This window comes from Bradyrhizobium sp. BR14999 (assembly GCF_056106085.1).
Window position 1 is genome coordinate 6,774,811 of sequence record NZ_CM148536.1, and the last position, 23,689, is coordinate 6,798,499.

Annotated in this window: 22 protein-coding genes; 8 read left to right on the forward strand and 14 right to left on the reverse strand. The window is 63.3% G+C overall.

The features are described from left to right. Positions 1 to 207: 207 nt before the first annotated feature. The 5 genes from ACR9YP_RS31740 to ACR9YP_RS31760 all read right to left on the reverse strand — a co-directional run bounded on the left by ACR9YP_RS31740 (position 208) and on the right by ACR9YP_RS31760 (position 5,346). Positions 208 to 1,380, reverse strand: coding sequence for a fumarylacetoacetate hydrolase family protein (locus tag ACR9YP_RS31740; RefSeq protein WP_438109636.1), 1,173 nt, complete (start codon positions 1,378 to 1,380; stop codon positions 208 to 210). A gap of 101 nt (positions 1,381 to 1,481) precedes the next feature. Continuing rightward, the gene (locus ACR9YP_RS31745; protein WP_474217829.1) at positions 1,482 to 2,459 is read right to left on the reverse strand and encodes a HEAT repeat domain-containing protein; all 978 of its coding nucleotides are present in this window, start codon (positions 2,457 to 2,459) and stop codon (positions 1,482 to 1,484) included. 2 nt (positions 2,460 to 2,461) lie between these two features. Then, positions 2,462 to 2,695: a 4Fe-4S dicluster domain-containing protein gene (locus ACR9YP_RS31750; RefSeq protein ID WP_007593252.1), complete on the reverse strand. Its 234-nt coding sequence runs from the start codon at positions 2,693 to 2,695 to the stop codon at positions 2,462 to 2,464. Positions 2,696 to 2,727: 32 nt separating this feature from the next. Further along, positions 2,728 to 4,470, reverse strand: coding sequence for a fumarate reductase/succinate dehydrogenase flavoprotein subunit (locus tag ACR9YP_RS31755; RefSeq protein WP_438109637.1), 1,743 nt, complete (start codon positions 4,468 to 4,470; stop codon positions 2,728 to 2,730). 102 nt (positions 4,471 to 4,572) lie between these two features. Then, a complete protein-coding gene (locus tag ACR9YP_RS31760) occupies positions 4,573 to 5,346 on the reverse strand; it encodes a ferredoxin--NADP reductase (RefSeq protein WP_438109638.1) in 774 nt (257 codons plus the stop codon). Between the two features lie 217 nt (positions 5,347 to 5,563). On the opposite strand from ACR9YP_RS31760, the gene ACR9YP_RS31765 reads away from it, so the two are divergent. The 5 genes from ACR9YP_RS31765 to ACR9YP_RS31785 all read left to right on the forward strand — a co-directional run bounded on the left by ACR9YP_RS31765 (position 5,564) and on the right by ACR9YP_RS31785 (position 10,225). Then, positions 5,564 to 5,860 (forward strand): gamma-butyrobetaine hydroxylase-like domain-containing protein, encoded by a 297-nt coding sequence (locus tag ACR9YP_RS31765; protein WP_176945803.1) that lies wholly within the window; start codon positions 5,564 to 5,566, stop codon positions 5,858 to 5,860. 211 nt (positions 5,861 to 6,071) lie between these two features. Beyond that, positions 6,072 to 6,848, forward strand: a complete 777-nt coding sequence (locus tag ACR9YP_RS31770; protein WP_438109640.1) for a Crp/Fnr family transcriptional regulator — start codon at positions 6,072 to 6,074, stop codon at positions 6,846 to 6,848. Positions 6,849 to 7,029: 181 nt separating this feature from the next. Then, positions 7,030 to 8,451, forward strand: a complete 1,422-nt coding sequence (locus ACR9YP_RS31775; protein ID WP_438109642.1) for an ABC transporter substrate-binding protein — start codon at positions 7,030 to 7,032, stop codon at positions 8,449 to 8,451. Further along, positions 8,448 to 9,356 (forward strand): ABC transporter permease, encoded by a 909-nt coding sequence (locus ACR9YP_RS31780; RefSeq protein WP_474217830.1) that lies wholly within the window; start codon positions 8,448 to 8,450, stop codon positions 9,354 to 9,356. The genes ACR9YP_RS31775 and ACR9YP_RS31780 overlap by 4 nt, the downstream gene beginning before the upstream one ends. Beyond that, entirely contained in the window at positions 9,353 to 10,225 is an 873-nt protein-coding gene (locus tag ACR9YP_RS31785; RefSeq protein ID WP_176945797.1) for an ABC transporter ATP-binding protein, read from the forward strand. The genes ACR9YP_RS31780 and ACR9YP_RS31785 overlap by 4 nt, the downstream gene beginning before the upstream one ends. Here the strand turns inward: ACR9YP_RS31785 and ACR9YP_RS31790 are convergent. From ACR9YP_RS31790 to ACR9YP_RS31825, 8 genes are all read right to left on the reverse strand, one after another. After that, complete coding sequence (locus ACR9YP_RS31790) at positions 10,222 to 11,445, reverse strand: IS110 family RNA-guided transposase (RefSeq protein WP_474217831.1); 1,224 nt, start codon at positions 11,443 to 11,445, stop codon at positions 10,222 to 10,224. The genes ACR9YP_RS31785 and ACR9YP_RS31790 overlap by 4 nt on opposite strands. A 307-nt stretch (positions 11,446 to 11,752) precedes the next feature. After that, the gene (locus ACR9YP_RS31795) at positions 11,753 to 12,811 is read right to left on the reverse strand and encodes a YeiH family protein (protein ID WP_438109648.1); all 1,059 of its coding nucleotides are present in this window, start codon (positions 12,809 to 12,811) and stop codon (positions 11,753 to 11,755) included. A 111-nt stretch (positions 12,812 to 12,922) separates the two neighbouring features. After that, entirely contained in the window at positions 12,923 to 13,141 is a 219-nt protein-coding gene (locus ACR9YP_RS31800) for a hypothetical protein (RefSeq protein ID WP_091892324.1), read from the reverse strand. A 166-nt stretch (positions 13,142 to 13,307) separates the two neighbouring features. Continuing rightward, positions 13,308 to 14,021 (reverse strand): ABC transporter ATP-binding protein, encoded by a 714-nt coding sequence (locus ACR9YP_RS31805; RefSeq protein ID WP_438109650.1) that lies wholly within the window; start codon positions 14,019 to 14,021, stop codon positions 13,308 to 13,310. Beyond that, complete coding sequence (locus ACR9YP_RS31810) at positions 14,018 to 14,773, reverse strand: ABC transporter ATP-binding protein (RefSeq protein WP_438109652.1); 756 nt, start codon at positions 14,771 to 14,773, stop codon at positions 14,018 to 14,020. Before ACR9YP_RS31810 ends, ACR9YP_RS31805 begins: the two co-directional genes overlap by 4 nt. Positions 14,774 to 14,775: 2 nt before the next feature. Beyond that, entirely contained in the window at positions 14,776 to 15,795 is a 1,020-nt protein-coding gene (locus ACR9YP_RS31815; protein ID WP_370990742.1) for a branched-chain amino acid ABC transporter permease, read from the reverse strand. Then, complete coding sequence (locus ACR9YP_RS31820; protein WP_438109654.1) at positions 15,792 to 16,694, reverse strand: branched-chain amino acid ABC transporter permease; 903 nt, start codon at positions 16,692 to 16,694, stop codon at positions 15,792 to 15,794. Before ACR9YP_RS31820 ends, ACR9YP_RS31815 begins: the two co-directional genes overlap by 4 nt. Positions 16,695 to 16,784: 90 nt before the next feature. Further along, positions 16,785 to 18,044, reverse strand: coding sequence for an ABC transporter substrate-binding protein (locus tag ACR9YP_RS31825; RefSeq protein ID WP_438109656.1), 1,260 nt, complete (start codon positions 18,042 to 18,044; stop codon positions 16,785 to 16,787). Between the two features lie 172 nt (positions 18,045 to 18,216). Between ACR9YP_RS31825 and ACR9YP_RS31830 the strand changes: the two genes are divergently transcribed. The 3 genes from ACR9YP_RS31830 to ACR9YP_RS31840 are packed head-to-tail and all read left to right on the forward strand — an operon-like array spanning position 18,217 to position 22,255. Then, complete coding sequence (locus ACR9YP_RS31830; protein ID WP_438109658.1) at positions 18,217 to 19,710, forward strand: AMP-binding protein; 1,494 nt, start codon at positions 18,217 to 18,219, stop codon at positions 19,708 to 19,710. Then, complete coding sequence (locus ACR9YP_RS31835; RefSeq protein WP_091892312.1) at positions 19,707 to 20,348, forward strand: TetR/AcrR family transcriptional regulator; 642 nt, start codon at positions 19,707 to 19,709, stop codon at positions 20,346 to 20,348. The genes ACR9YP_RS31830 and ACR9YP_RS31835 overlap by 4 nt, the downstream gene beginning before the upstream one ends. After that, positions 20,345 to 22,255, forward strand: a complete 1,911-nt coding sequence (locus tag ACR9YP_RS31840; RefSeq protein WP_438109660.1) for a flavin-containing monooxygenase — start codon at positions 20,345 to 20,347, stop codon at positions 22,253 to 22,255. Before ACR9YP_RS31835 ends, ACR9YP_RS31840 begins: the two co-directional genes overlap by 4 nt. A gap of 228 nt (positions 22,256 to 22,483) precedes the next feature. On the opposite strand, the gene ald is transcribed toward ACR9YP_RS31840, so the two are convergent. Continuing rightward, positions 22,484 to 23,599, reverse strand: a complete 1,116-nt coding sequence (ald, locus tag ACR9YP_RS31845) for an alanine dehydrogenase (protein WP_370990738.1) — start codon at positions 23,597 to 23,599, stop codon at positions 22,484 to 22,486. Positions 23,600 to 23,689: the final 90 nt, after the last annotated feature.

The following is a 23,689-nucleotide window of genomic DNA, read 5'->3' on the forward strand; positions in this document are numbered from 1 at the left end:
TCACAACCTCTCCCCCCGTCATTGCGAGCGCAGCGAAGCAATCCAGAATCTATCCGTGCAAGGACTCTGGATTGCTTCGCTGCGCTCGCAATGACGTGGATAGAGCTCTGCGTATGTCGACCTAATCGACTCGTGGAGAGTCCCCCTCACCCGGAATTTGCTTTCGCAAATTCCGGCCTCTCCCCGCAAGCGGGGAGAGGCGAAGAGCTAGGTCAGCTTCCGCTGCGCGAGATTCTTCATCAGTGCGCCGATGCCGAAGGTCCACGGCTCGCACTCGTCGCTGGTGCGCATGCGGTTGACGAGCTTGCCGAGCTGGGGCGCGGCGATCGTGACGATGTCGTCGCGCTTGTGGGTGAACCCCTGCCCCGGCGCATCGCGGTCCTCGACGGGCGCGAACATCGTGCCGAGGAACAGCACGAAACCATCGGGATATTGATGCACCTTGCCGATGGTCTGCGCAACGAGGTCGGTCGGGTCGCGGCTGATCTTGCTGATCGAGGAATGGCCGTTGAGAACGAAACCGTCTGCGCCCTTCACGTTGAGGCTGATGTCGAGCCTGCGCGCATCATCCAGCGAGAACGTATCGTCGAACAGGCGCAGCAGCGGCCCGATGGAGGACGACGCGTTGTTGTCCTTGGCCTTCGACAGCAGCAGCGCCGAGCGGCCCTCGAAGTCGCGCAGATTCACGTCGTTGCCGAGCGCGCCGCCGACGATCTTGCCGCGGCTCGAGACGAACAGCACGAGTTCTGGCTCGGGATTGTTCCAGGTCGATTTCGGATGCAGGCCGGCATCCATGCCCGTGCCGACCGACGACAATGTCGGCGCCTTGGTGAAGACCTCGGCATCGGGACCGATGCCGACCTCGAGATATTGGCTCCAGGCGTTCTGGTCGATCAGCACCTGCTTTAGATGCATCGCCTGGTCCGAACCGGGCTTGAGCTTCGACAGATCGTCGCCGATCAGCCGCGTCACTTCTTTGCGGATCGCTTCAGCCGAGGCAGGGTTGCCCTTGGCGCGCTCCTCGATCACGCGCTCCAGCATCGAGATCGCGAAGGTGACGCCGGCGGCCTTCAGCGTCTGGAGATCGACGGGTGCAAGCAGCCACGGCTTCTGACGATCGCGCCCATCGGGTGCCGTGTTGGCGACGATGGCCTCGAGATCGCCGATGCGCTCGCCCTTGGTCGAGCTAAGCGCCTTGGCTGGATCGTCCTCTTCGCAGAGCGCGCTGATGGTGGGGAATTTCGCCGTGACGTCGAAGACGCCGTCACCCCGCACGGCGACGACGGCGGGCCCATTCACCTGCGGCAGCCAGACGCGGCCGGCTAGCGTTCCCCGCGTGCCGTCCTCGGGGAGAAGGTCTTTAACCGTCAATGTCGTCATGGCCGCGTCCTCGCTGTTTTTCGGATCGGTCGCGTCATTCGGCGGCCGGTCCCCTTGGCGAAGACCAATAAACGTCTGGCGAGGGAAGTCCAGAGCGGTGGCTATGCCCCCGCCCGCGCCTTTCCCACCGCAATCTGCTGAAGCGCCCAGCGTGCGTTCTTGCGAACATCGGGATCGGGATCATCGGCGATCACGGCCAAGAAGGCTTCGCCGTCGGGATGGGCGATCTCGCCGAGCGCCGCGGCGGCCTCCTTGCGCAAATTGGCCTGGTCGTGATTGACGCAATTGCCGATCGGGCGCACCGCGCGTTCGATCTTCATCTTGCCGAGGCTGCGGATCGCCTTCAGCCGCACCTGCCAGAACTCGTCGGCAAGGCAGGCGACGAGCTGATCGGCCGCGAGCGAACCGTTGACGTTGAGGCCCAGCGTTTCCGCAGCCATCTCCCGCACCATCCAGTCCGAGTCCTTCAACGCACGCGTGATCGTCTCCGCTGCAGGCTTCATCTGCGAGAATGCAAGCGCGCTCACGGCGGCGCGGCGCACATGGGCGTCGGGATCGTTGATCAGCGCCGTCAGCGCGGGGATGGATTCTTCCAGCTTCAGGAAGCCGATCACGCCGATCGCCTGCACGCGCACGGCGGCATCGGAATCCTGGAGTGCTTCCAGCGCCGGCTTCAGTGTGTCCTTGCGACGCAGCTCCTTGAGCGCGCGCAGTGCGCCCATGCGGACGAAGGCGTGGGGATGCCTCACTAGCGGCAGGATGACATCGGCGCAAGCGGGATCCTTGAATTCGGCCATGCTGTCGGCCGCGGCGGCCGCGACGATTCTCTCGGGGTCGACCAGCAGGTTCACCAGCGCGCTCGCGGCTTCCGGCCCGTCGAACTCGCCGAGCGCCATCGCGACCTGCTGGCGCACGCCTGCGTCGGGATCGGCCACCATGTTGGCGAGATGAGCGACCGCGGCGGGATCGCCGGAATGGCCGAGTGCGATGATGGCGACGCGGCGCTCGGCGGGATCGGCCGCCTGGAGCCGCTCATCAGCGTCGTCGAGATCGTCGTAGGACTCGAACGGGCTCGACATGGTCACCTCAACAAATATGGAATGTTGACGGTAACGGCGCCGGTCGGGCAATCCGCCTCGCAGGGCATGCAGTACCAACACTCGTCATAGGCCATGTAGGCTTTGTTGGTCATGTCGCTGATGCGCAGCACGTCGAGTGGGCAGACGTCGACGCACACGGTGCAGCCCTTGTCGGCGATGCATTTGGCGTCGTCGACGACCACCGGAACCGATGTCTGATAGGAAGCGAGAGGCATCGTTATCTCCTGTTGCTTGCTGTGATGAGAGCTCAGGCTGTGGCCCGGATGCGCTGCTTGTCGTAAAGGTCCTTCTCGTCGTCCGCGATCGGCACGACATAGGGTTCCACCGCCCGCTTCTCGCTGGTCATCCTGCCGTCCCGCTTGGACAGCAGCGTATGGCAGAACCAGTTCTCGTTGTCCTTCTCCGGGAAATCGGTGCGCCAGTGATAGAGGCCCCAGCGGCTCTCCTCGCGGTAGAGCGAGGCGTGCGCGGCCATGTCGGCGCAGTCCATGATCGATTGCACCTCGAGCGCGCGGAGCAGCTCGTGCGCGTTGCGCGCGATCATGCGTTGCTGCATATCCTCGCGTGCCTCGGCCAGGCGGCGCATGCCGAGCTCGTATTTGCGGCTGACCTTTGGCGGCTGGAGATAATCGTTGACCAGGCGGCGCGTCTTGTACTCGATCTGGTTCGGCGGAATCCCGTCCTCGCGCTTCGTCGGCGCCATCACACGGTCGCGTTCCCTGGCGACATCCGCAGCATCGAACTCCGCAAAGTCGTGGCTGTCGGCGAATTCCATGGCATCGATGCCGGCGACCGAGCCGTTGGTGAAGGCGCCCAGCATGTAGTTGTGCGGAACGCTCGCCATGTCGCCGGCGGCGTAGAGGCCAGGCACGGTGGTACGGGCATTGTCGTCTACGAACACGCCTGAAGCGCTGTGACCGGAGCAGAAGCCGATCTCGGAAATGTGCATCTCGATCGACTCGCTGCGATAGTCGACCCCGCGCCCCTGCTGGAACAGGCCGCGCGTCGGGCGCTCGACCTTGTGCAGCGTCGACTCGATCTCGGAAATGGTATCGGGGTGGAGGTGCTTGAGCTGGAGGAACACCGGCCCCTTGCCGGACAAGAGTTCGTTGTAGAATTCCAGCATCATCTGGCCGGACCAATAGTCGCATTCGATGAAGCGCGCGCCTTCGTTATTCGCGGTGTAAGCGCCGAAGGGGCCCGCGACATAGGCACAGGCCGGACCGTTGTAGTCCTTGATCAACGGGTTGATCTGGAAGCATTCGAGGTTCGCGAGCGCGGCGCCGGCGTGATAGGCCATGGCATAGCCGTCGCCGGAATTGGCGGCGTTCTCGTAAGTGCCAAACATGTAACCGGAGGTCGGCAGGCCAAGGCGACCGGCAGCACCCATGCACAGGATCACCGCCTTGGCCTTGATCACCAGCATCTCGGCAGTGCGGGTATTGACGCTGACCGCACCGGCGATGCGGCCGTCGGCGGATTTCAAGAGCCGCGTCGCCATGTAGCGGTTGGAGATCAGGATGCGGGCGCGGCGGAGCTGGCGGTACAGCGCCTTCTTCACGGTCTCGCCGTTCGGCATCGGCAGCACATAGGTGCCGATGTGGTGCACCTTCTTGACGGCGTAATCGCCGTTCTCGTTCTTCAGAAAGCGGATGCCGAAACTGTCGAGCTCTTCGATGATCTTGTAGCAGCTCTGCGCGTATTTATAGACCGCCTTCTGGTCGACAATGCCGTCATTGGCGATGGTGATTTCCTTGGTGTACTGCTCCGGCGTCGCGTAACCGGGGATGACGGCATTGTTCAGGCCGTCCATGCCCATCGAGATCGCGCCGGAGCGCTTGACGTTGGCCTTTTCGAGCAGGACGACGTTGGCCTTCGGGTTTTTCAGCTTCGCCTTCAGCGCCGCCATCGGGCCGGCCGTGCCGCCGCCGATCACCAGCACATCGCAGGAAACCTCCGAAAGTCCGTCGACGATCTGATCTAGTGCCATCGCTTGCTCCTGGTTCGCCGATGGTCGGCGCCTTTGCGTCAGATTTGTTCAGGTGACGTCCCGGCGATAGCAATTAGTTGTCGACGGGGTGCGATTTGCGCTTCAGCGCTCGACAAAGGCCTTTTCGATCACGAAATGGCCGGGCTGGCTGTGATTGCCCTCGACGAAGCCGCGCGCCGAGAACATCGCGTGGAGTTCCTCCAGCATCGCCGGGCTGCCGCAGAGCATGATGCGGTCGGTCTGGATATCGAGGCCTGGTAGCCCGATGTCGTCGAACAGTTGGTTCGATGCGATCAGGTCGGTGATGCGGCCGCGATTCCTGAACGGCTCGCGGGTCACGGTCGGGTAATAGACGAGCTTGTCGCCGATCAGCGGTCCGAAAAATTCGTGATTGCGCAGGCCTTCGACGACGTGCTCGCCATAGGCAAGTTCCGAAACCTGGCGGCAGCCATGGGCGAGCACGATGGTCTCGTAGTTCTCGTAGACGTCGGGATCCTTGATAAGGCTTGCGAACGGCGCGAGCCCCGTGCCGGTCGAGAGCAGCAAGAGGCGTTTTCCCGGAATGAGGTTGCCGGTGATCAGCGTGCCCGTCGCCTTGCGACCGACCAGAATGATGTCGCCTTCCCTGATCTTCTGGAGACGCGAGGTCAGCGGGCCGTCGTGCACCTTGATCGAGAAGAATTCGAGCGCCTCCTCGTGATTGGCGCTCGCCATGCTGTAGGCCCGCATCAACGGCTTGCCCTCGACCTCGAGGCCGATCATCGCGAATTGGCCGTTCTGAAAGCGGAAGCCTGGATCGCGCGTCGCAGTAAAGCTGAACAGAGACTCGGTCCAGTGCCTGACTGACAAAACCGTTTCCTTTTGAAATGCGCTCATCCGCCGTCTCTCCTTGGCTCGACTGCGCACAAGGATTCCGAGAGAGAGGGGAATACGGCAACGCGGAAGTGAAATTCCCGGTCGATTAGTTTCACATTTCACGGGTGATGCTTGAATGCAGGCATCGAAGATCGGCGGCCCACGTCTGCGCCGGCAATTAGTTGCTATCGCAGCGGCGCTGCGAAACGTAGAGCAAGGTCGGAGATACGTCATGACCATGACCTTGGTGGCACCGACCGTGGCCGACTATGAAGCAAGCGCCGATCTCGCCTCGCTCCTCGTCCGCACCACGCAGGATGAGGCGATCAGCCTGCCCGCGGAAACTCTCCGCCTCTCCTGCAAATGCGCCCACTGCACCCGCGCCCGGTTCGACGGCCGCTTCCCTAAAACATTTCCGGGCATTGCGATCACCGAGATCGGCGATCTCGGCTACGGGCTGAATATCTCGTTTTCGGATGGACATAACCGGGGGATCTACCCGAAGCCTTATTTGCTGAGCTTGGCGGGGCGTTAAGCCGACGCAGTCTGGAGATAGGCGGGACAGCGGCCACAAACTCCGCTGTCATTCCCCGCGAAGGCGGGGAATCCAGTACGCCGCGGTCTCTCCGTAACTCATTGCTGTCTCTGGAATACTGGGTCGCCCGGTCAAGCCGGGCGACGACAGCCGAGTAAATCTGGCACGGACATTGCTCCTCTTTAGAACGATTTGAACGTTCCGGAGGCAGATGATGTTGCAGGCGGCCAATGCGGTTCGGGGGGCTGTTCCCCCGGCAGTCCGGCCTGCCGGCAGCTCCTCGCTGCTGCTCACCGAGAACCAGCAATGGATCGGCGGCCCGCCGCCGCTGATGGACAAGCTGTCGCCGCGCGAGCGTGAGCTGGTCTTGAAACAAGGCCGCCGAAAAGTGCTCAACCGCGGCCAGACGCTGTTCAGCCAGGGCGGCAAGCATGACGGCATCTGGCTGATCGAGAGCGGCCGCATTCGCGTGTTCTACACCTCCCCGCTCGGGCGCGAGATCACGCTGGCCTACTGGCATGTCGGCAATTTCGTCGGCGGCCCCGAAGTGTTCGAGGGCACCGTTCACCAATGGTCCGGGGTCGCATCCAGCAATTGCAGCGTGGTGCACCTGCCCGGAAAGGAGCTGCGGTCGCTTGCCGTGGAGATCCCCAACCTCGCGATCGGCCTGATCGAGGGCCTGACCTTCAAGGGCAAATGCTATTCGGCATTGGCCCAGATGCTGGGAACGCGCTCGATCACGCAGCGGCTCGCACACCTGCTGCTGCATCTCGTCGAGCTCTATGGCGTCGAGGATGCCGATGGCCGGGTGATTGCGGCCGCCTTCACTCATGCCGACATCGCGCACATGGTCGGCGCCACAAGGCAATGGGTCACGATCAGCCTGAAGCGGATGCAGGAAAAGGGAATCGTGCTGACCAAGCGCTCGCAGATCGTGGTCTGCCGGCCCGACGTGTTGGAGGAAATGCGCGGACACGCGTCCGACTGAATGAGCTTGCGACCAGAGCCGGTGCACACGCAAGCGGCTTTATAGTGCAGGACTGCCCAAGGAGTATGCAATCAGTTTTTCCCGGCAACTAATCGACTGCGGGTGTCATTCCGGATTTGCCCTGTCCGGGCCCTCACCCAATCATGGCAACCACAGCACATCCAACCGAATGAGGATGAGAATGGTCCGCCATCTTCCCACGCTCTCGATCGCGATGTCGATGACGTCGCTGGCGCTTTTGCTCGCGCAGCCGGCCTCGGCGGAAACCGTCACGCTCGGCATCGGAACGCAGGATACCACGACCAATACGGTGACCGCCGGCGTCGTCATCCGGCAGCTGCATCTCCTCGAAAAATACCTGCCGAAGGACGGCAAGTACGCCAACATCAAATTCGAGCTGGAGTGGCAGAATTTCACGTCCGGCCCACCTGTCACGAACGCGATGATGGCGAACAAGCTCCAGATCGGCATGATGGGCGATTATCCGCTGATCGTGAACGGCTTCACCTTCGAGAGCAATCCGGAGAGCAAGAGCCGACTGATCGGCATCGCCGCCTACAGCCTGTCAGGCTCCGGCAACGGCATCGTCGTTCACAAGGACTCGCCTTACTACGATCTCGCCGATCTCAAGGGCAAGCTCGTCAGCGTTCCCTTCGGCTCGGCCGCGCACGGCATGGTGCTGAAGGCGATGCAGGACCGTGGCTATCCCGCTGACTTCTTCCAGCTGGTCAGCCAGAGCCCCGAAGTCGGCTCGACCAACCTCCAGGAGAAGAAGATCGACGCGCATGCCGACTTCGTTCCGTTCGCCGAGCTGCTGCCCTTCCGCGGCTTCGCGCGAAAGATTTTTGACGGCGTCGAGACCAATCTGCCGACCTTCCACGGCATTGTCGTCCGCACCGATTTCGCGGAGAAATATCCGGAAGTCGTCGTCGCCTACTTCAAGGCGGTGATCGCCGCCAACCAGTGGCTGCGCGACGATCCCAAGCTCGCCGCCGAAAAGATCCAGGAATGGACCGGCATCAGCAAGGAAGTCGTCTACATCTTCCTCGGCCCGAGCGGCAACATGACCACCGATCCAACGATCAAGCCGGCGCTGATCGATGCCGCCACCGCCGACGTCAAGGTACTGCAAAACCTCGGTCGCATGAAGGAATTCGATCCGAAGAAGTGGGTCGACGACAGCTACATCCGCAAGGCCTACGCCGAGATGAAGCTCGACTATGACGCGCAGCTTGCGAGCACCAAGAACTACGAGATTTCCGGCGACGATTCTTTCTGCAAGAAGTCGATCGCCGATCCGCGCAAGGCCGGCGAGGTCTGGGTGGATGATGCCGGCATCATGCCCTTCTCGTCCGCAGCCTGCACCCTCGGCGCCTATGCCGACTACAAGGCCAAGGGCAAGAAGATCAATGTCGCCTATGTCTTCGACACCACGCGCGGCATCAAGCTGTTCGCCGACCAGGCTTTCTTCGCGGTCGGCAATGGCGACGTGGCGCCGTTCCTGCTCAAGAAGGATGCCGAGGCCTACGCCGCCAAGATCAGCGGCAAGGTGCTCGGCTTCGATGACGCGGTGAAGGCGGCGGTCGGCGGAGGCAAGACGTGAGCAGTCCCGCCCTCCGCAGACATTCCGAGGACAGCATGCCGGCAACAGCCATTGCAGAGGCGGCTCCCGTGTCCGCCGTCACTCCGCCCGCAACACCCCCTTCGTTCGGCACGCTCGCGCGGCGCTGGTACCGGCTGAATCAGGGCCGGCTTCGCGCAACCGCGATCGGCGTGATTTCGCTGCTCGCCTTCCTGCTGGTCTGGCACCTGCTCACGACCTATCGCGTGGTGTTCTTCGTACGTTTCACCAACGTGCCATCGCCGCTCGCGGTCTATGCGAGCTTCACCAAGGCGATCCACGATCCCAAATTCCTGCTGCACATCCTGCTCAGTTGCCGGCGCATCTTCATCGGCTTCTCGCTCGCGGCGATCGTGGGCGTGCCGCTCGGTCTGATCATGGGTCGTTTCAAGCTGGTGCATGAGGTGATCTTCCCGGTCGCCGAAGTGCTGCGCCCGATACCGGCGATCGCCTGGGTGCCGATGGCAATCATGCTGTGGCCGACCAACGAGCAGAGCATCGTCTACATCACCTTCCTCGGCTCGTTCTTCCCGATCCTCGTCAATACGCTGCACGGCATGTCGCTGGTCGATCCCGTGCTGGTGCGCGCCGCGCAATGTCTCGGTGCACGCGAGCGCTCGATCTTCCGCGAAGTGTATTTTCCGGCTTCGCTGCCGCACATCTTCACCGGCCTCACCGTCGGCATGGGTGTCGCCTGGGTGTCGCTGATCGCTGCCGAGATGATCTCGGGGCAATACGGCATCGGCTACTTCACCTGGGAGGCCTATTCGCTGGTCCAGTATGCCGACATCGCGCTCGGCATGATCGCGATCGGCGTTCTCGGCCTTGGATCGAGCCTGCTCATCAGAGGCGCGGGGCAATTGGTGATGCCGTGGAGGTCGACATGAGCGAGGTGCTTGCGAGCGCGCCGAAGGGCCATATCGAGGTCAAGAACTTCTCCCTCGCCTACGAGACCATCGAGGGAGCGGTGCAGGCCGTGACCGACACGCAGATCCATGTGAAGCCCGGCGAGTTCGTCTCGATCGTCGGGCCCTCCGGATGCGGAAAGTCGACCCTGCTCAATGCGGTCGCCGGCTTCCTCAAGCCGACCACCGGAATCGTCACCGTCGACGGCGAGCCCGTGAACGGCCCCAGCGCCGAGCGCGGCATGGTGTTCCAGCAATATTCGCTGTTTCCCTGGAAGACGGTGCGGGAAAATGTCGAGTTCGGCCTGAAGATGCGCGGCATGCCGCGCTCGCAGCGCGAGCGTGCGGCACGTACGCTGCTCGGACTCGCGGGGTTGGAGGCGTTCGAGAAGCACTATCCGGAAAAGCTGTCCGGCGGCATGAAGCAGCGCGTCGGCATCGTCCGCGCGCTCGCCACGGGGCCGAAAGTGCTGCTGCTTGACGAGCCCTTCGGCGCGCTTGATGCGCAGACGCGCGTCATCATGCAGCAGATCCTCACCAACATGTGGCAGCGGCTGAAGATCTCGGTGCTGTTCGTCACTCACGATATAGACGAGGCGATCTTCCTCTCCGACCGCGTCTACTGCATGACAGCGCGCCCCGGCTCGATCAAGGCGGAGATTCCGATCCCGCTGGAGCGGCCGCGGCAGCAATCGATGATGATGTCGTCGGAGTTTCTGGCTCTGCGCCGCGGGCTGATGTCGCTGATCCGCGAGGAAAGCCTCAAGGCAATGGGCGGCGAGATCAACGACATGGGCATGCAGGGCTTGAACATCGAGCTGCACGGCCACTCGCTGGCGGATGTGATTTAGGCGCAGCGAGCGCTCTCAGTCTCGTAGCAACCATTAGAATGGCTCGTCTGCGCCTGCCATGATGACGCCGTGCTCGCGTCCGTCAAGGCGTGGCCTGGCAACAGACCATGTGAGGTTCGAGCGAGCGACGGCCATCCTTGACGGACGCTGCGCGCGACGTCATGAGGGGCCGTAGGTCGGGACGAAGAAGCGCGTCCCGGTCGAACTAAGAAGCAGAAAGTGATCCTACCGGCGGTTCGCCGCACCACGGCGGTACCGCGGGCCACCACCGTGTTGGCGAAGATCAGCATCTTCCTGGCGCAGGCAACGAGCGCGCGCTTGTGTTCCTTTCCGGCTGCGGTCAGCCTCTGGTAGAGCTGGATCAGCTGCGGGTTCCATCGAAACGATGCAGCCAGTGAAGCCGTATAAAGGGCGCGACGCAGCCGCTTGCGTCCGCCCTCGATATGCCGCACCCCGACCTGGTCGCCGCTGTCGTCGTCATAGGGCGCCAGCCCGGCGAGAGCGACAGCTTGCTCCCGCGTGATCCGGCCGATCTCTGGCAGACGCACCAGGATGGCAACGGCGGTCGGCAGCCCGATGCCGTCGACGCTGTTGATCAGCGCAAGCCTCTTGGCAAGGTCGGGATGCTCGCGGAGCGAGGCGACCAGAGCCTTGAGTGCGGCCCTCTCACGTTGCTCCAGACGAGTGATATCTTTGCGCCAGAGCTGGTTAATCGCCACATTACGGCAGCTCTCGATCCTGTTCTTGAGGCGCGCAATATCCTCGCCGATCTGATCGATCATGGTCAGTTGCTCGGCGAATGGCAGCAACCGAGGATCGGGAGCGGCATGGATCTTCCGCACCGCTGCGGTGCAAGCTGCGATAAGGGCGGCATCGATCTTATCGTTCTTGGCTCGCTGCAAGTGGAATTTGGCATAGCCCCGGACCTGAGCCGGCTGAAACACCACAACCACAAACCCCTTGCGTCGCAGTTCGGCGACGACAGGCTGTTCGTAACCGCCACTCGCCTCGATGCCGATGCGTTTGACGCGATGCTGTCGCAGCCACGTCAGCAAAGCCTCATGGCCTTCCGCCGTGTTCTTCACCTGCAACTGCTCGCCGCGGCCCTCGATCGCCACATCGAGCTTCCGTTTGCCGGTATCGATCCCGGCACAGATCGTGCTATGCTTGGCCATCTTCGTCGATCCCTCCCTTGTTATGCGAACCTTAAGTTCGTTCAACCATTCGGGTCCCGATGAAGTGCCGATCGCGATCTCGCTACGTCAGACAGCCCTCAAGGCTTCGGTGGGTACCGATCCGATCGAACGGCGACCCAGCTCGGGCGGCTACCCGGGCTGGGCCATTCCTCACGGAACGGTTCAATATAACCGATCAGGCTAATACAAGGGTGGGCAAAGCGACTTGTCCGCCGTAGCTCGTAGAGCGAAGGCGGAAGCGTGCCCACCATCTTACTTAGTTGCACGCCGAACCGAGTGGTGGGCACGGCGCTTTCGCGCCTTTGCCCACCCTACGGCAGTTTTTCTCTAATTATTTAAACCAATGCACCAACGCGATGCTGATGCCGAGCAGCAGCATCAAGGACAGCGTCACGGCGGCCGTCACGCGACCGCCGACATTGGCGAGCACGCGCACGTCGACGCCGAGGCCGAGGGCGGCCATGGAGACCACGGTGAGAAAGGCGGTGATCTTCGTCACTGGCCCGACCACCGTGGCCGGCACGATCTCCAGGGAGCGCAGGGTCGCCAGCGCGAGGAAGCCGAGGATGAACCACGGCACCAGGCGAAAGAAGCCGACATTGGTCTTCTTGGCATCGCTGTGCCAGCGCGAGGCAACCAGCGAGAGGCCGACGACGACCGGTCCGAGCATCAATACGCGCATCAATTTCACGAGCGTGCCGATCTGCGTGGAGACGAGTCCGGCCGGCACCGTCGCCGCCAGCACCTGGGGCACCGCATAGACCGTCAGGCCGGCGAGAATGCCGTATTGCGTCGCCGACAACTGCAACAGTGGAATCAACAGCGGCAGGCCCAGCACCATCATCACGCCGAGGATCGCGGTGAAGGAGATCGAGGATGCGATCTCGTCGTTGTTGGCGCCGATGATCGGCGCCACGGCCGCAATCGCCGAATTGCCGCAGATCGAGTTGCCGCAGGCGATCAGGATCGACAAACGCGTCGACAGACCGAGCATGCGGCTGAGGCCGAAGGAGACGCAGAGCGCGATCACGACGACGGCCGCGATCGACGCGAGCAGCGCGATGCCCGAGGCGGCAATGGCGGCGAAACTGATGGAGGCCCCCAACAGCATGACCGCGACTTCGAGGAGCTGTTTGGCGCTGAAAGCGATGCCGGCCTGCCAGCGCGGCGCGGGCTTCCAGAAGCTGCGCAAGGCCATCCCGAGCAGGATCGCCATCACCAGCGCCTCGACATAGGGATGCTCGAACACGCCGAGTTCCGCCCGCTCGAGCAGAGCCGAGACACCGGCGACTAGAACGCAGAGGAGAATGCCGGGGATCAGCGCCGCAATACGGCTCGCGGCGGAGGCCGGCTTGGTCTCGGCCGGGCTGGATGCTTGATTCTGCGACACAAATCTCTCCCAGAGGAGAAAGATTTATACGCAGTGCGCTTCCGTAGGGAAATAAGTTTTCGACATATCAGGCCCGAAGGAAGTTCTATCCTCAGCCCGGAATAATCGGCCTTAGAAGATCAGGCTCTTGGCCAGCGAAGCGACGCGGCTGAAGCCATCATAGATGCCGGGCTCGAAGAAGGCGGCACGGGCAAGCACGATACCCGCAACCAGCGACCAGAACAGGCCGGTGCCGGCCCGCAGCAGGAGCTTTGACGTACGCGAGCGCGGCTGGGTGTCCGTCGCGGACACCAATTGCTCGCCGAAGGGTTCAAATCCGGTACGTTCCATGGCTCTGGCCAACCCATCAAATTCTGATGGGAATGTCGTCTTTTCGGCCTTAAACGGCAATGGAAGCGATTGGCGTTTTTGCCCTCCGGAGAGAAAACTCCTTCCGTCTGGCAACCTCAGGACAATAGTTTTCTTCTTCGGCCTATTTGGACACCAGCGGCCCGGCTTACAGGGCCAGATACCTGCGCCGGATCGCCTCATTGGCCTTCAGCTCGTCGATTCCGGCGGCATAGACGATCTGGCCCTTGTCGATGACGGTGGCGTGGCTCGCCAGCCCCAGGCAGAAATGCATGTTCTGCTCAGCGATCAGCACCGTCGATCCGAGCTGGCGGAGTTGCCGCAATAGCTCCCCGATCCGCTGCACGATGATCGGCGCGAGGCCCTCGCTCGGCTCGTCGAGCAGCAGGAGCGCCGGATTGCCCATCAGCGTGCGCGCGATCGCGAGCATCTGCTGCTCACCGCCCGAGAGGCGCCCGGCGATACGATGGCGCAGCGGCTCCAGAAGCGGGAAGACCTCGTAGATGCGCTTGATCGGCCACTCGTCCTGGCCGTCCGGTCCCTTCTTCTTCCCGATGACGAGATTGTCCTCGACCGTGTGCTCCGGAAAAATCTGACGATCCTCCGGCACGAAGCCGAGGCCGGCGCGCGCGATGGTGTGCGGCTTCAGGCCCGAGATCACCGCGCCGCGCAGGCTGACCCTGCCCCGCCGCGGCGGCGCCAGCCCCATGATCGCCTTCATGGTCGTCGACTTGCCGGCGCCATTGCGGCCCAAGAGCGCCATGGTCTCGCCCTGCCGCACCGACAGGCCGACGCCGAACAGGATCTGGCTGGTGCCATAGTAGACATCGAGATCGGCGACTTCGATGACGGCTGCGCTCATGCGACAGCTCCCGCATGTTCAGTGCCGAGATAGGCGTCAATCACGGCGCTGTTGTTGCGGATCTCGTCGGGCGTGCCAATTGCCAGGATGCGGCCGTAGCAAAGCACCACGATTTTTGGCGCGATCTTGAACACGATGTCCATGTCGTGCTCGATGAAGACAACCGTGATCTTCTGCGTCTCCCAGAGCTCGCGCACCTTGTCGATCATGCGCCAGCGTTCTTCCGGGCCCATGCCGGCGGTGGGTTCGTCCAGCAGCAGCACCTTGGGTTCGAGCACCAGCGCGAGCGCGATATCGAGCAGCTTCTGGTCGCCATGGGACAGGGTCGCGGCGGTTCGATGGCGTTTGCCGGCGAGCCCCAGCAGCTCCATCACGTGCTCGGCGCGGTCGCGCGTCTCGGGCAAAGGAAAGCGCTTGTGCAGCACCGCCGAGGTGCGCTGATCGGCGCTGACGGCGGCGAGCATGGTCTCCTGCACCGTGAGCGAGCGAAAGATGCTTGCGACCTGGAAGGCGCGGCCGATGCCGTGACGGACGATCTCCGGCGGCGAGCGTCCGGCAAGATCCACGCCGTCGAGCAGCACCTGCCCCGCGTCCGGCTTCAGTGCGCCGGTGATCAGATTGAAGAAAGTGCTCTTGCCGGCGCCGTTCGGGCCGATGACCGCGGTGAGCGAGCCATCGGGGAAGTCGAGCGAGACATCGTTGGTCGCCTTCACGCCGCCAAATGATTTTGCGAGGTTGCGGATCTCAAGCATCGCTAGCGCCCCTCGCCTGCATCGCGCCGCTGCGCAAACCATTCGGCGACGAAATCCAAGAGGCCCTTGCGCAGGCCCAGCGCGAAGAACAGGATGACCACACCGAGCACGATGCCGTGATACTCGGTGAAGCGCGTGACGGTGTCGTTGAGCAAGAGCAGCAGCACGGTACCGACCATCGGCCCCAGGAAGGTCGAGACGCCGCCGAGCATGTTGATAAAAATGCCCTCGCCCGAGATGGTCCAATAGGCGAATTCCGGATAGGCGCCGGAGACAAACAGTGCCATCACCATGCCTCCCATTGACGCGAACAGAGCCGCCAGCACGAAGACGGTCAGTTTGGCACGCCAGACGTCGATGCCGAGGAAGCTGGCACGCGCGGCGTTGTCGCGGATCATACGCAGCGTATAGCCGAACGGCGATTGTGCGATCTGGCGCATCGCGAGCAGACCAAGGATCAGCAGCGCGCAGCTCGCGATATAGAGATGGACTTGGTTGGCAAGGTCGATCCCGAGAAACACGGGGCGCGGAATGCCGCCGCGCAGACCCTGGTCGCCGCCGGTGAAGGAGGCCCAGGACAAAATGGTCGAGTGGATCAGCATCTGGAAGGCGAGCGTCACGAAGGCGAAGTAAATCTCCTTCAGTCGCACGCAGATCGCGCCGATGATCGCGGCAACCATTGCGGTGATCGCCAGCGTCGCGACGAAGGCGACGGGAATCGGCACGCCGAGCTTCTGCATGATCAAGCCGAAGCTATACGCGCCAAGGCCGAAGAACATGCCATGACCGAACGATGTCAGGCCGGTGTAGCCGACCAGCAAATTCAGCGACGTCGCAAACAGGCCGTAGGCCGAGCAGCGGATGACGAAGTCGAGCAGCGCCTTGCTGCCGGTGAAGAGCGGCAGGCTCGCCAGCACGATGAAGGCGATCAGCGCGATCAGAACGTCACGATAGCGTTGGACCGCCGCGCCGCTGCGCACTGGCGCAAGCGTTTCGGCGCGTCCGGCCTCCAGCTCGGTCATGCCGCCTCCTTGCCGAACAGGCCGGTAGGCTTGGAGACCAGCACGATCACCATGAAGAGGTACATCAAGCCTTCCGTGAACAAGGGAAAGCCGAGCGAGCCGAACGAACGGATCAGCCCGAGCAGCAGCGCACCGATCAGCGCGCCCAGGATCGAGCCCATGCCGCCGATCACGGTGACGATGAAGGATTCGATCAGCACCGAAAATCCCATCCCCGGCGTCAGCGACCGCACCGGCGCGGCCAGCGCGCCGGCAAGGCCCGCCAGCATGCCGCCGAGCGCGAACACGCCGCCATAGATCAGGCCGGTGTTGATGCCGAGCGCGGACACCATGCCAGGGTTATGTGCGGCGGCGCGGATCACCTTGCCGATGCGGCTGCGCGACAATCCGATGCCGAGCAAGATGGCCGCGACCAGCGCGACGCCGATCAGCAACAAATAATAAGGCGGCACCACGCCACCGGCGAGGAACAGCGGCATCACCTGGAACGCCGACGGCATGCCCATCGACTTGAACTCCGGTCCCCAGATGATGCGCACGACATCGTCGAAGATCAGCACGAACGCATAGCAGACGAGCAGCTGCATCAGCACGTCCGCGCCATAGACGCGGCTCATGAAGACGCGCTCGAAAATCAGGCCGAGGATCGCGGTGCCGGCCGCGCCCGCCAGCATGGCGAGCGCAAAACTGCCGGTGAGCTGATAGGCCGTCATCGCAAAGTAGGCGCCGAACATGTAGAACGCGCCGTGGCTGAAATTGACCACCTTGAGCACGCCGAAGATCAGGGTCAGCCCGACCGCGACGAGAAACAGGAGCATGCCAATGATGAGGCCGCTGGTGGTTTGCGTCACCAGGCAGGCGGAGCTGGAGAGGCAGCCGGCGAGCGCGTCGAGATCCACGGAAGCACTTTCATTGCGGCGCGCCTGATACGGCGCGGAAAACGAAACGAACGTGGCGGAGGTGGTCGCCCATCTCCGCCGCGTGTCATATCAGGTGTAGCCCTTGCTCTTCTTCCACTCGGCCTCTAACTCGAAGATGGTCTTCCAGTCGCCGGCCTTGACCTCGGGAACATAAGGCTCCTGCGGGATGGTGGTGCCCCAGCCGATGGCGTAGCCGACGAGGGTGTGGTCGCCGCCGCGCATCGTCACCGTGCCGTCGGCGCCGAACGGGCACTTGATGGTGAGGCCCTTCAGCACCTCCGCGATCTTCTTGCCGTCGGCCGAGTTCGCCTTCTTGGCGGCTTCCGCCATCAGCATGATGGCGGTGGCGTTTTCCCACGACCAGTTGGTCGGATATTCATTGTACTTGGCTTTGTAGGCATCGCCCCAGGCGGCATTCTCCGGCGTCGCCGGGAATGTCTTGATGTAGCGGTTGCCGGAGTGAATGCCCTTGGGCAGGTTCTTCACCACGGTGAGCGCGGTGTAGTCGGCCATGTTGACCGCGAACACCTCCATCTGGCTGAACATCGCGTAGATATTGGCCTGGTCGATATAGGAGGTGAGATCGCCGCCCCACAGGCAGGAGTACAGCGCCTGCGGTTTGGCCTGCAGGATCTTGGTGACCACCTCGGTGTAGTCGGGCTGGAACAGCTTTGGCCAGGACTCGCTGATGATTTCGACCTCGGGCGCAAAGCGTTTCAGGTAGAGCGTGAATTCCGCCGTGGTGTCGCGGCCATAGGCATAGTCGGGCGAGCAGGTCGCCCACTTCTTCAGGCCTTTTGCCTTGGCGATCGCCGCGGCATAGCTGCCGCCGACGATGGAGTCGTGCACGCCCTGCCGCGCGGTGCGGAAGGCATTGGGAATGTGCTGCTTCGGATCCGCGGTCAATGCCGAGGTCTCGGAATTGGTGTGGATGCAGAACACGCCGAGATCGCGCGCGACCTCGTGCACCGCGAAGGCGCCGGAGGAGGCCTCGGCATCGATCATCAGCTCGCAGCCGTCGGTGTTGACGAGCTCGCGCGCGACGCGGGCGGCTTCCTGCGGCTGGCCCTTGGAGTCGCGGATCACCATCTCGATCTGCCGGCCGGCAAGGCCGCCGCCGGCGTTGACCTTCTCGACCTCGAGCATCACCGCATTGCGCGAAGACGTGCCGAGCTGCGCGACGCGCCCCGACAGAATCGTCGGCATGCCGATCTTGATGGTCTTGGCCTGCGCACGCGCCACCCAGGGCGCGGCAAACGTCATCGCACCGGCGCCCATCAGCGCCAGCGTGGAACGGCGGCTGATCCCCGGCGTGCGGGTTCTCGTCATTTTCCCCTCCCTCTTTCGGGTCGGCGTGTCCTGATCCCTGCCGGAGATCGTCTCGTCTCCGTGTCTCCAAGGATTTCAGAGGGTGGGGGGTGACGTCAAGCCAAAGATGAATTACGAGTCAGAATTCATCAAGAGAGGACATGAGGCCGGCAATCGGCCCAAAATCCGGCAAATGATCAACCTTTCGAGCTTCATCGCCTTTCATGCCCGGCGGACGCCGGACCGGCCCGCGCTGAAATACCGCGGCGAGGAGATCTCCTACGCGGCGTTCGGCGCGCGCATCGGGACGGTCGCCGGCTGGCTCGCCGCGCAGGGCATCGGTGCCGGCGATGTCGTCGCCGTGCTGATGAAGAACAGCGCGGCGTTCCTGGAGCTCGTCTTTGCGACCAGCCATCTCGGCGCGGTGTTCTTGCCGATCAATTTTCGCCTGTCCCGCGACGAGGTCGGCTACATCACCGGCAATGCCGGCGCGCGCCTTCTGGTCGCCGAAGAGGAATTGGCTGCGAATGCAGCGGGCGCGAACATCGTCGTGCTCGACGAGGCCGCACAGCAGAGCATCACCCATCTGGCAGGCGACACGATGGCAGCACCGATGCATGTGCGCCGCCCCTCCGACCTGATGCGGCTGATGTACACCTCGGGCACGACCGACCGCCCCAAGGGCGTGATGCTCACCTACGATAATTTCTACTGGAAGTCCGCCGACCAGACGATCGCGCTGGGCCTCGGCGCCGACACGCGTCTTCTCGTCGTTGGCCCGCTCTATCACGTCGGCGCGCTCGACCTGCCCGGCATCGCCGTGCTCTGGCATGGCGGCTTCATTCGCATCGAGCGCAATTTCGAGCCCGAGGCGGCGCTGGCGGCTATCGCAGAAGACAAGCTCAACGCGGCCTGGTTCGCGCCTGTCATGACCACCGCGATACTCACCTGCCCCACCCGCGACCGCTACGATGTCTCCAGCCTGCAATGGGCGATCGGCGGTGGCGAGAAGACGCCGGAGGCGCGCATCCGCGCCTTCTCCGAATATTTCCGCAATGCGCGCTACATCGACGCCTACGGCCTCACCGAAACCGTCGGCGGCGACACCTTCATGGAGAAAGGCCGCGAGATCGAGAAGATCGGCTCCACCGGTCGCGCCATCGCCCATGTCGAGATCGAGATCCGTGACGAGAACGGCAACGCGCTGCCGCCGAACGTCAATGGCGAGATCTGCCTGCGCGGCCCGAAGATCACCCGCGGCTATTGGAAGGATCCGGAGAAGACGGCGTCCGCCTTCTTCGGCGACTGGTTCCGCAGCGGCGACGTCGGCTATCTCGACGCCGAGGGCTTTCTCTACCTGACCGACCGCAAGAAGGACATGATCATCTCCGGTGGCGAGAACATCGCCTCCTCCGAGGTCGAGCGCGTCATCTACGATTTGCCCGAAGTGCGTGAGGTCGCCGTGATTGGCCTGCGCGATGCGCGCTGGGGCGAGCGGCCGGTCGCGATCGTCGTGCTGACTGAGGGCGCGAGCCTCGACCTCCCTGCCCTTACCGAGCATTGCCGCGCGCGGCTGGCGAGCTTCAAGGTGCCGAAACAGCTCGTCCTCCGTGACAGCCTGCCGCGCAACCCGTCAGGCAAGATCCTCAAGCGCGTGCTGCGCGCCGAGCTGGAGACCTCCGAATGACGCAAGCGACCGCAAAAATAACCAAGCTGAACCGGGTCGAGCGCAACGCCTGGACCAAGCAGAAGATTTTTGAGGCTGCCACTAAGGTGGTCGGCAAGCATGGCTATGCTGAAGCCTCGGTCGCCCGCATTACCGAGGAAGCCGGTGTCGCGCAGGGCACGTTCTACAATCATTTCGAGAACCGCCAGGAGCTGCTGAACCAGCTGCTGCCCAAGATCGGCCTCGACATGGTCGAGTTCATCCGCGCCCGCACCGGCACGGCGCATGCAGCACGGCAGGAGATCGAGCGCTTCGCCGCCTTCTTCGACTTCATCCGCGAGGTGCCTGAGTTCCTGCGTATTCTCAACGAGGCCGAATTCTTCGCACCGACCGGCTACCAGAAGCATCTCGACAACATCTCGACGGCCTATGTCCGCATTTTGCGTCGCGCGCGGCTTGCCGGCGCGATCGAAGATTACAGCGACGAGGAATTCGAAGCGATCGTCCATATGCTGATGGGCGCGCGCGGCTATCTCAGCCGGCGCTACTCCTATTCGGAAGCCGGCGTCACCGCCGTGCCCGACCACGTCATCTCCGCCTATCGCAAGCTGATGACGCGCGGCCTCTTCACTGCCTCCGGAGATCAGGACACGCCATGAACATCTCGTCTCCGCACAAGCCGCTCGACCTCGCCTCGGCCATCGCCGAGGGCGACATCCGCTGCCTTCTGATGGTGCTGGTGCACATGACCGGCGACGAGAAGTGGCTCGAACCGCCCTATTTGCCCAAGCGCGACATCCGCCTCATTCCCGATCCGGAGGCCGGCGTGCCCCGGGACATCCAGGACGAGATCCGCGCCGCCGTCGTCAGGCTCTTCGCCAATGGCACGCCGAAACCCGTGATCACCGATCCTGGCGAGGCGCTGCTGCTGAAGATGATGCGCGCCTGCCTCGGCGAGAATGTCGCGCCGGAATATGCGCCTTTGATGCGGGAGGAGATGGGCTTTGTGCCGCGCGAGGCGCGCTGGACGAAGCGCCCCTCCGACGAAAAGCTTGCCGACCAGCATGTGCTGATCGTCGGCGCCGGCGTCTGCGCCATCGCGCTCGGCGTGGCGCTCGGCCATCTCGGCATCCCCTACACCATCGTCGAGAAGAACGCCGAGCTCGGCGGCACCTGGTGGATCAACCGCTATCCCGGCTGCGGCGTCGACACGCCGAACCATTCCTATTCCTACTCTTTCGGCTCGCGCAACGCATGGACGCGTTATTTCTGCCCGCGTGAGGAGCTGCTCGGCTATCTGCAGAATGTCGCGGACGAATACGGCATCCGCAAGCATCTGCGCGTCAACACCGAGCTGACCTCATCACGCTGGGATGAAGGAAGGCAACACTGGGTTTCGACACTCAAGACCGAGAACGGCGAGGAGACTTTCGAATCCACCGCGCTGGTCTCCGCCATCGGCCAGCTCAACGACCCCTCCCGCGCCTGCTTCAAGGGCGAGGAGAACTTCAAGGGCACGATCCTGCACTCGGCACTATGGTCCGACGATATCGATTTCGAGGGCAAGCATGTCGCCGTGATCGGCACCGGCGCGACGTCGATGCAGCTGGTGCCGTCGATCGCCGGCTGTGTTGCCTCCGTCACCGTCTACCAGCGCAGCGCGCAATGGGCGCGGCCGGTGAAGGGCTATGCCGATCCGATCAGCGAGAGCGCACGCTGGCTGTTGGCGCACCTGCCGTTCTATGTGCAGTGGTACCGTTTCAACATGTTCTGGCGCTATGGCGACGGCCTCTTGCCCTTCTTGCGCAAGGATCCGGCCTGGCCGCATCCGGAGCGCGCCGTCAACAAGGGCAATGACCGGCACCGGCAGGAACTCACTGACTTCATCCTATCCGAGCTACAGAGCCGGCCCGACCTGATCGAAAAATGCGTGCCGACCTATCCGCCCTACGGCAAGCGCATCCTGCTCGACAACAACTGGTTCAAGACTTTGACGCGATCCAACGTGGAGCTCGTCACGGACACCATCGACCATTTCGACCAGAACGGCATCGTCACAGCCGAAGGCAAGCACCGTCCCACCGATATCATCGTGGTTGCCACCGGCTTCAAGGTCACGGAGATGGCCGCGCGCCTCAACATCAGCGGCCGCGCCGGCAAGGATTTGCGCGAGGCCTGGGCCAACGACAATCCGACCGCGTTCCTCGGCCTTACCGTGCCGGGCTTTCCAAACTTCTTCTGCATGCTCGGGCCGAACTCCGGCCCCGCCCACGGCGGCAGCGTCATCTTCCAGTCGGAATGCCAGAGCCGCTACATCTCGGCGTGCCTGGTCGACATGATCGAGCACGACGTTGCCGCCATCGATGTCCGCCAGGAGGTGCTCGACGACTACGTCCGCAAGGTCGACGTCGAGCACGAGGCCATGATTTGGACCCATCCGGGCATGAGCACTTATTACCGCAATGCAAGCGGCCGCGTGTTTTCGGCGATGCCGTGGCGGTTCGTGGACTACTGGCGCATGACCCACGATCCGGATCTGGGCCAGTACAAGCTGACGAAGGTATGACTGAATTGGAGCGGCAACACCGGTGCACCCTCTCCCCTTGCGGGAGAGGGTGGCTTCGCGAAAGCGAAGCCGGGTGAGGGGTTGTCTCCGCGAGACCAACTCTCAATGAATTCGCCGAGACAACCCCTCATCCCGGCGCCATAGCCGAAGCTTCGCTTCGGCGTTCTTGAGAACGACGGCGGAAGGCCGCCTATGCCACCTTCTCCCGCAAGGGGAGAAGGGAAGAAACTACGCCGCCAGCCCGCTCTCCACCGGAGCGAATTCCAAACCTAAGCTTTCCGCCACCGCCTTGTTGGTAATTCGGCCGCGATGCACGTTGAGCCCGTTGCGCAAGTGCGGATTTTCCAGCACCGCGGCAAAGCCCTTGTTCGCGAGCATCAACCCGAACGGCAGCGTCGCGTTGTTCAGCGCCTGGCTCGACGTCACCGGCACCGCGCCCGGCATGTTGGCGACGCAGTAATGCACGACGCCGTCGACCTCATAGGTCGGCTCGGTGTGGGTGGTGGGATGCGAGGTCTCGAAACAGCCACCCTGGTCGATCGCGACGTCGACCAGCACCGCGCCCGGCCGCATCGATGCCAGCATCGCGCGCGTGACGAGCTTCGGCGCGCTGGCGCCCGGCACCAGCACGGCGCCGATCACGACGTCTGCAGCGAACACCTCCTCCTCGACCGACTCGATCGTCGAGAAGCGGGTGCGCACGCGGCCGATAAAGAGATCGTCCAGCTGGCGCAACCGCGGAATCGAGCGATCGATCACCGTGACTTCGGCGCCGAGCCCTGCGGCCATCCGCGCCGCCTGCGTTCCCACCACGCCGCCGCCGAGCACGACCACCCGCGCCGGCTGCACGCCGGGCACGCCGCCGAGCAGCAGCCCGCGGCCGCCGGCCGTCCGCCTGAGCGCGGCGCCGGCGGCCTCGATGGCGAGGCGGCCGGCGACTTCGCTCATCGGCGCGAGCAGCGGGAGGTGACCGCTCGCGTCCGTGACGGTCTCATAGGCGATCGCAGTGCAGCCGGACGCAAGCAACCCCTTGGCCTGCTCCGGGTCCGGCGCAAGATGGAGATAAGTAAACAGGATCTGGCCTTCGCGGAGCTGGGCCCATTCACTTTTCTGCGGCTCCTTCACCTTCACGATCATGTCGGATTTGGCGAAGATTTCGCGGGCACTTTCGGCGATCGCAGCCCCTGCCCGCCGATACACGTCGTCGGGGGCGCCGATGCCGCTGCCTGCGCCAGTCTCGACCGTCACCTGGTGGCCGGCCGCGACATATTCACGGACCGCGCCCGGAGTGAGCCCGACGCGATATTCCTGCACCTTGATCTCCTTGGGAACACCGACGCGCATCTTTCAACCCCTCCTCCAAAGCATTGATTCCGTTCATCATCGTAGCGATGGCGGCAGTTTGGTTTCGTGCAAATATCCGCTAGGTTCGCG

Coding starts and splice junctions, on each gene's coding strand:
- ACR9YP_RS31740 (WP_438109636.1), bottom strand. CDS start 1,380: ATGACGACATTGACGGTTAAAGACCTTCTCCCCGAGGACGGCACGCGG.
- ACR9YP_RS31745 (WP_474217829.1), bottom strand. CDS start 2,459: ATGTCGAGCCCGTTCGAGTCCTACGACGATCTCGACGACGCTGATGAG.
- ACR9YP_RS31750 (WP_007593252.1), bottom strand. CDS start 2,695: ATGCCTCTCGCTTCCTATCAGACATCGGTTCCGGTGGTCGTCGACGAC.
- ACR9YP_RS31755 (WP_438109637.1), bottom strand. CDS start 4,470: ATGGCACTAGATCAGATCGTCGACGGACTTTCGGAGGTTTCCTGCGAT.
- ACR9YP_RS31760 (WP_438109638.1), bottom strand. CDS start 5,346: ATGAGCGCATTTCAAAAGGAAACGGTTTTGTCAGTCAGGCACTGGACC.
- ACR9YP_RS31765 (WP_176945803.1), top strand. CDS start 5,564: ATGACCTTGGTGGCACCGACCGTGGCCGACTATGAAGCAAGCGCCGAT.
- ACR9YP_RS31770 (WP_438109640.1), top strand. CDS start 6,072: ATGATGTTGCAGGCGGCCAATGCGGTTCGGGGGGCTGTTCCCCCGGCA.
- ACR9YP_RS31775 (WP_438109642.1), top strand. CDS start 7,030: ATGGTCCGCCATCTTCCCACGCTCTCGATCGCGATGTCGATGACGTCG.
- ACR9YP_RS31785 (WP_176945797.1), top strand. CDS start 9,353: ATGAGCGAGGTGCTTGCGAGCGCGCCGAAGGGCCATATCGAGGTCAAG.
- ACR9YP_RS31800 (WP_091892324.1), bottom strand. CDS start 13,141: ATGGAACGTACCGGATTTGAACCCTTCGGCGAGCAATTGGTGTCCGCG.
- ACR9YP_RS31805 (WP_438109650.1), bottom strand. CDS start 14,021: ATGAGCGCAGCCGTCATCGAAGTCGCCGATCTCGATGTCTACTATGGC.
- ACR9YP_RS31810 (WP_438109652.1), bottom strand. CDS start 14,773: ATGCTTGAGATCCGCAACCTCGCAAAATCATTTGGCGGCGTGAAGGCG.
- ACR9YP_RS31815 (WP_370990742.1), bottom strand. CDS start 15,795: ATGACCGAGCTGGAGGCCGGACGCGCCGAAACGCTTGCGCCAGTGCGC.
- ACR9YP_RS31825 (WP_438109656.1), bottom strand. CDS start 18,044: ATGACGAGAACCCGCACGCCGGGGATCAGCCGCCGTTCCACGCTGGCG.
- ACR9YP_RS31830 (WP_438109658.1), top strand. CDS start 18,217: ATGATCAACCTTTCGAGCTTCATCGCCTTTCATGCCCGGCGGACGCCG.
- ACR9YP_RS31835 (WP_091892312.1), top strand. CDS start 19,707: ATGACGCAAGCGACCGCAAAAATAACCAAGCTGAACCGGGTCGAGCGC.
- ACR9YP_RS31840 (WP_438109660.1), top strand. CDS start 20,345: ATGAACATCTCGTCTCCGCACAAGCCGCTCGACCTCGCCTCGGCCATC.
- ald (WP_370990738.1), bottom strand. CDS start 23,599: ATGCGCGTCGGTGTTCCCAAGGAGATCAAGGTGCAGGAATATCGCGTC.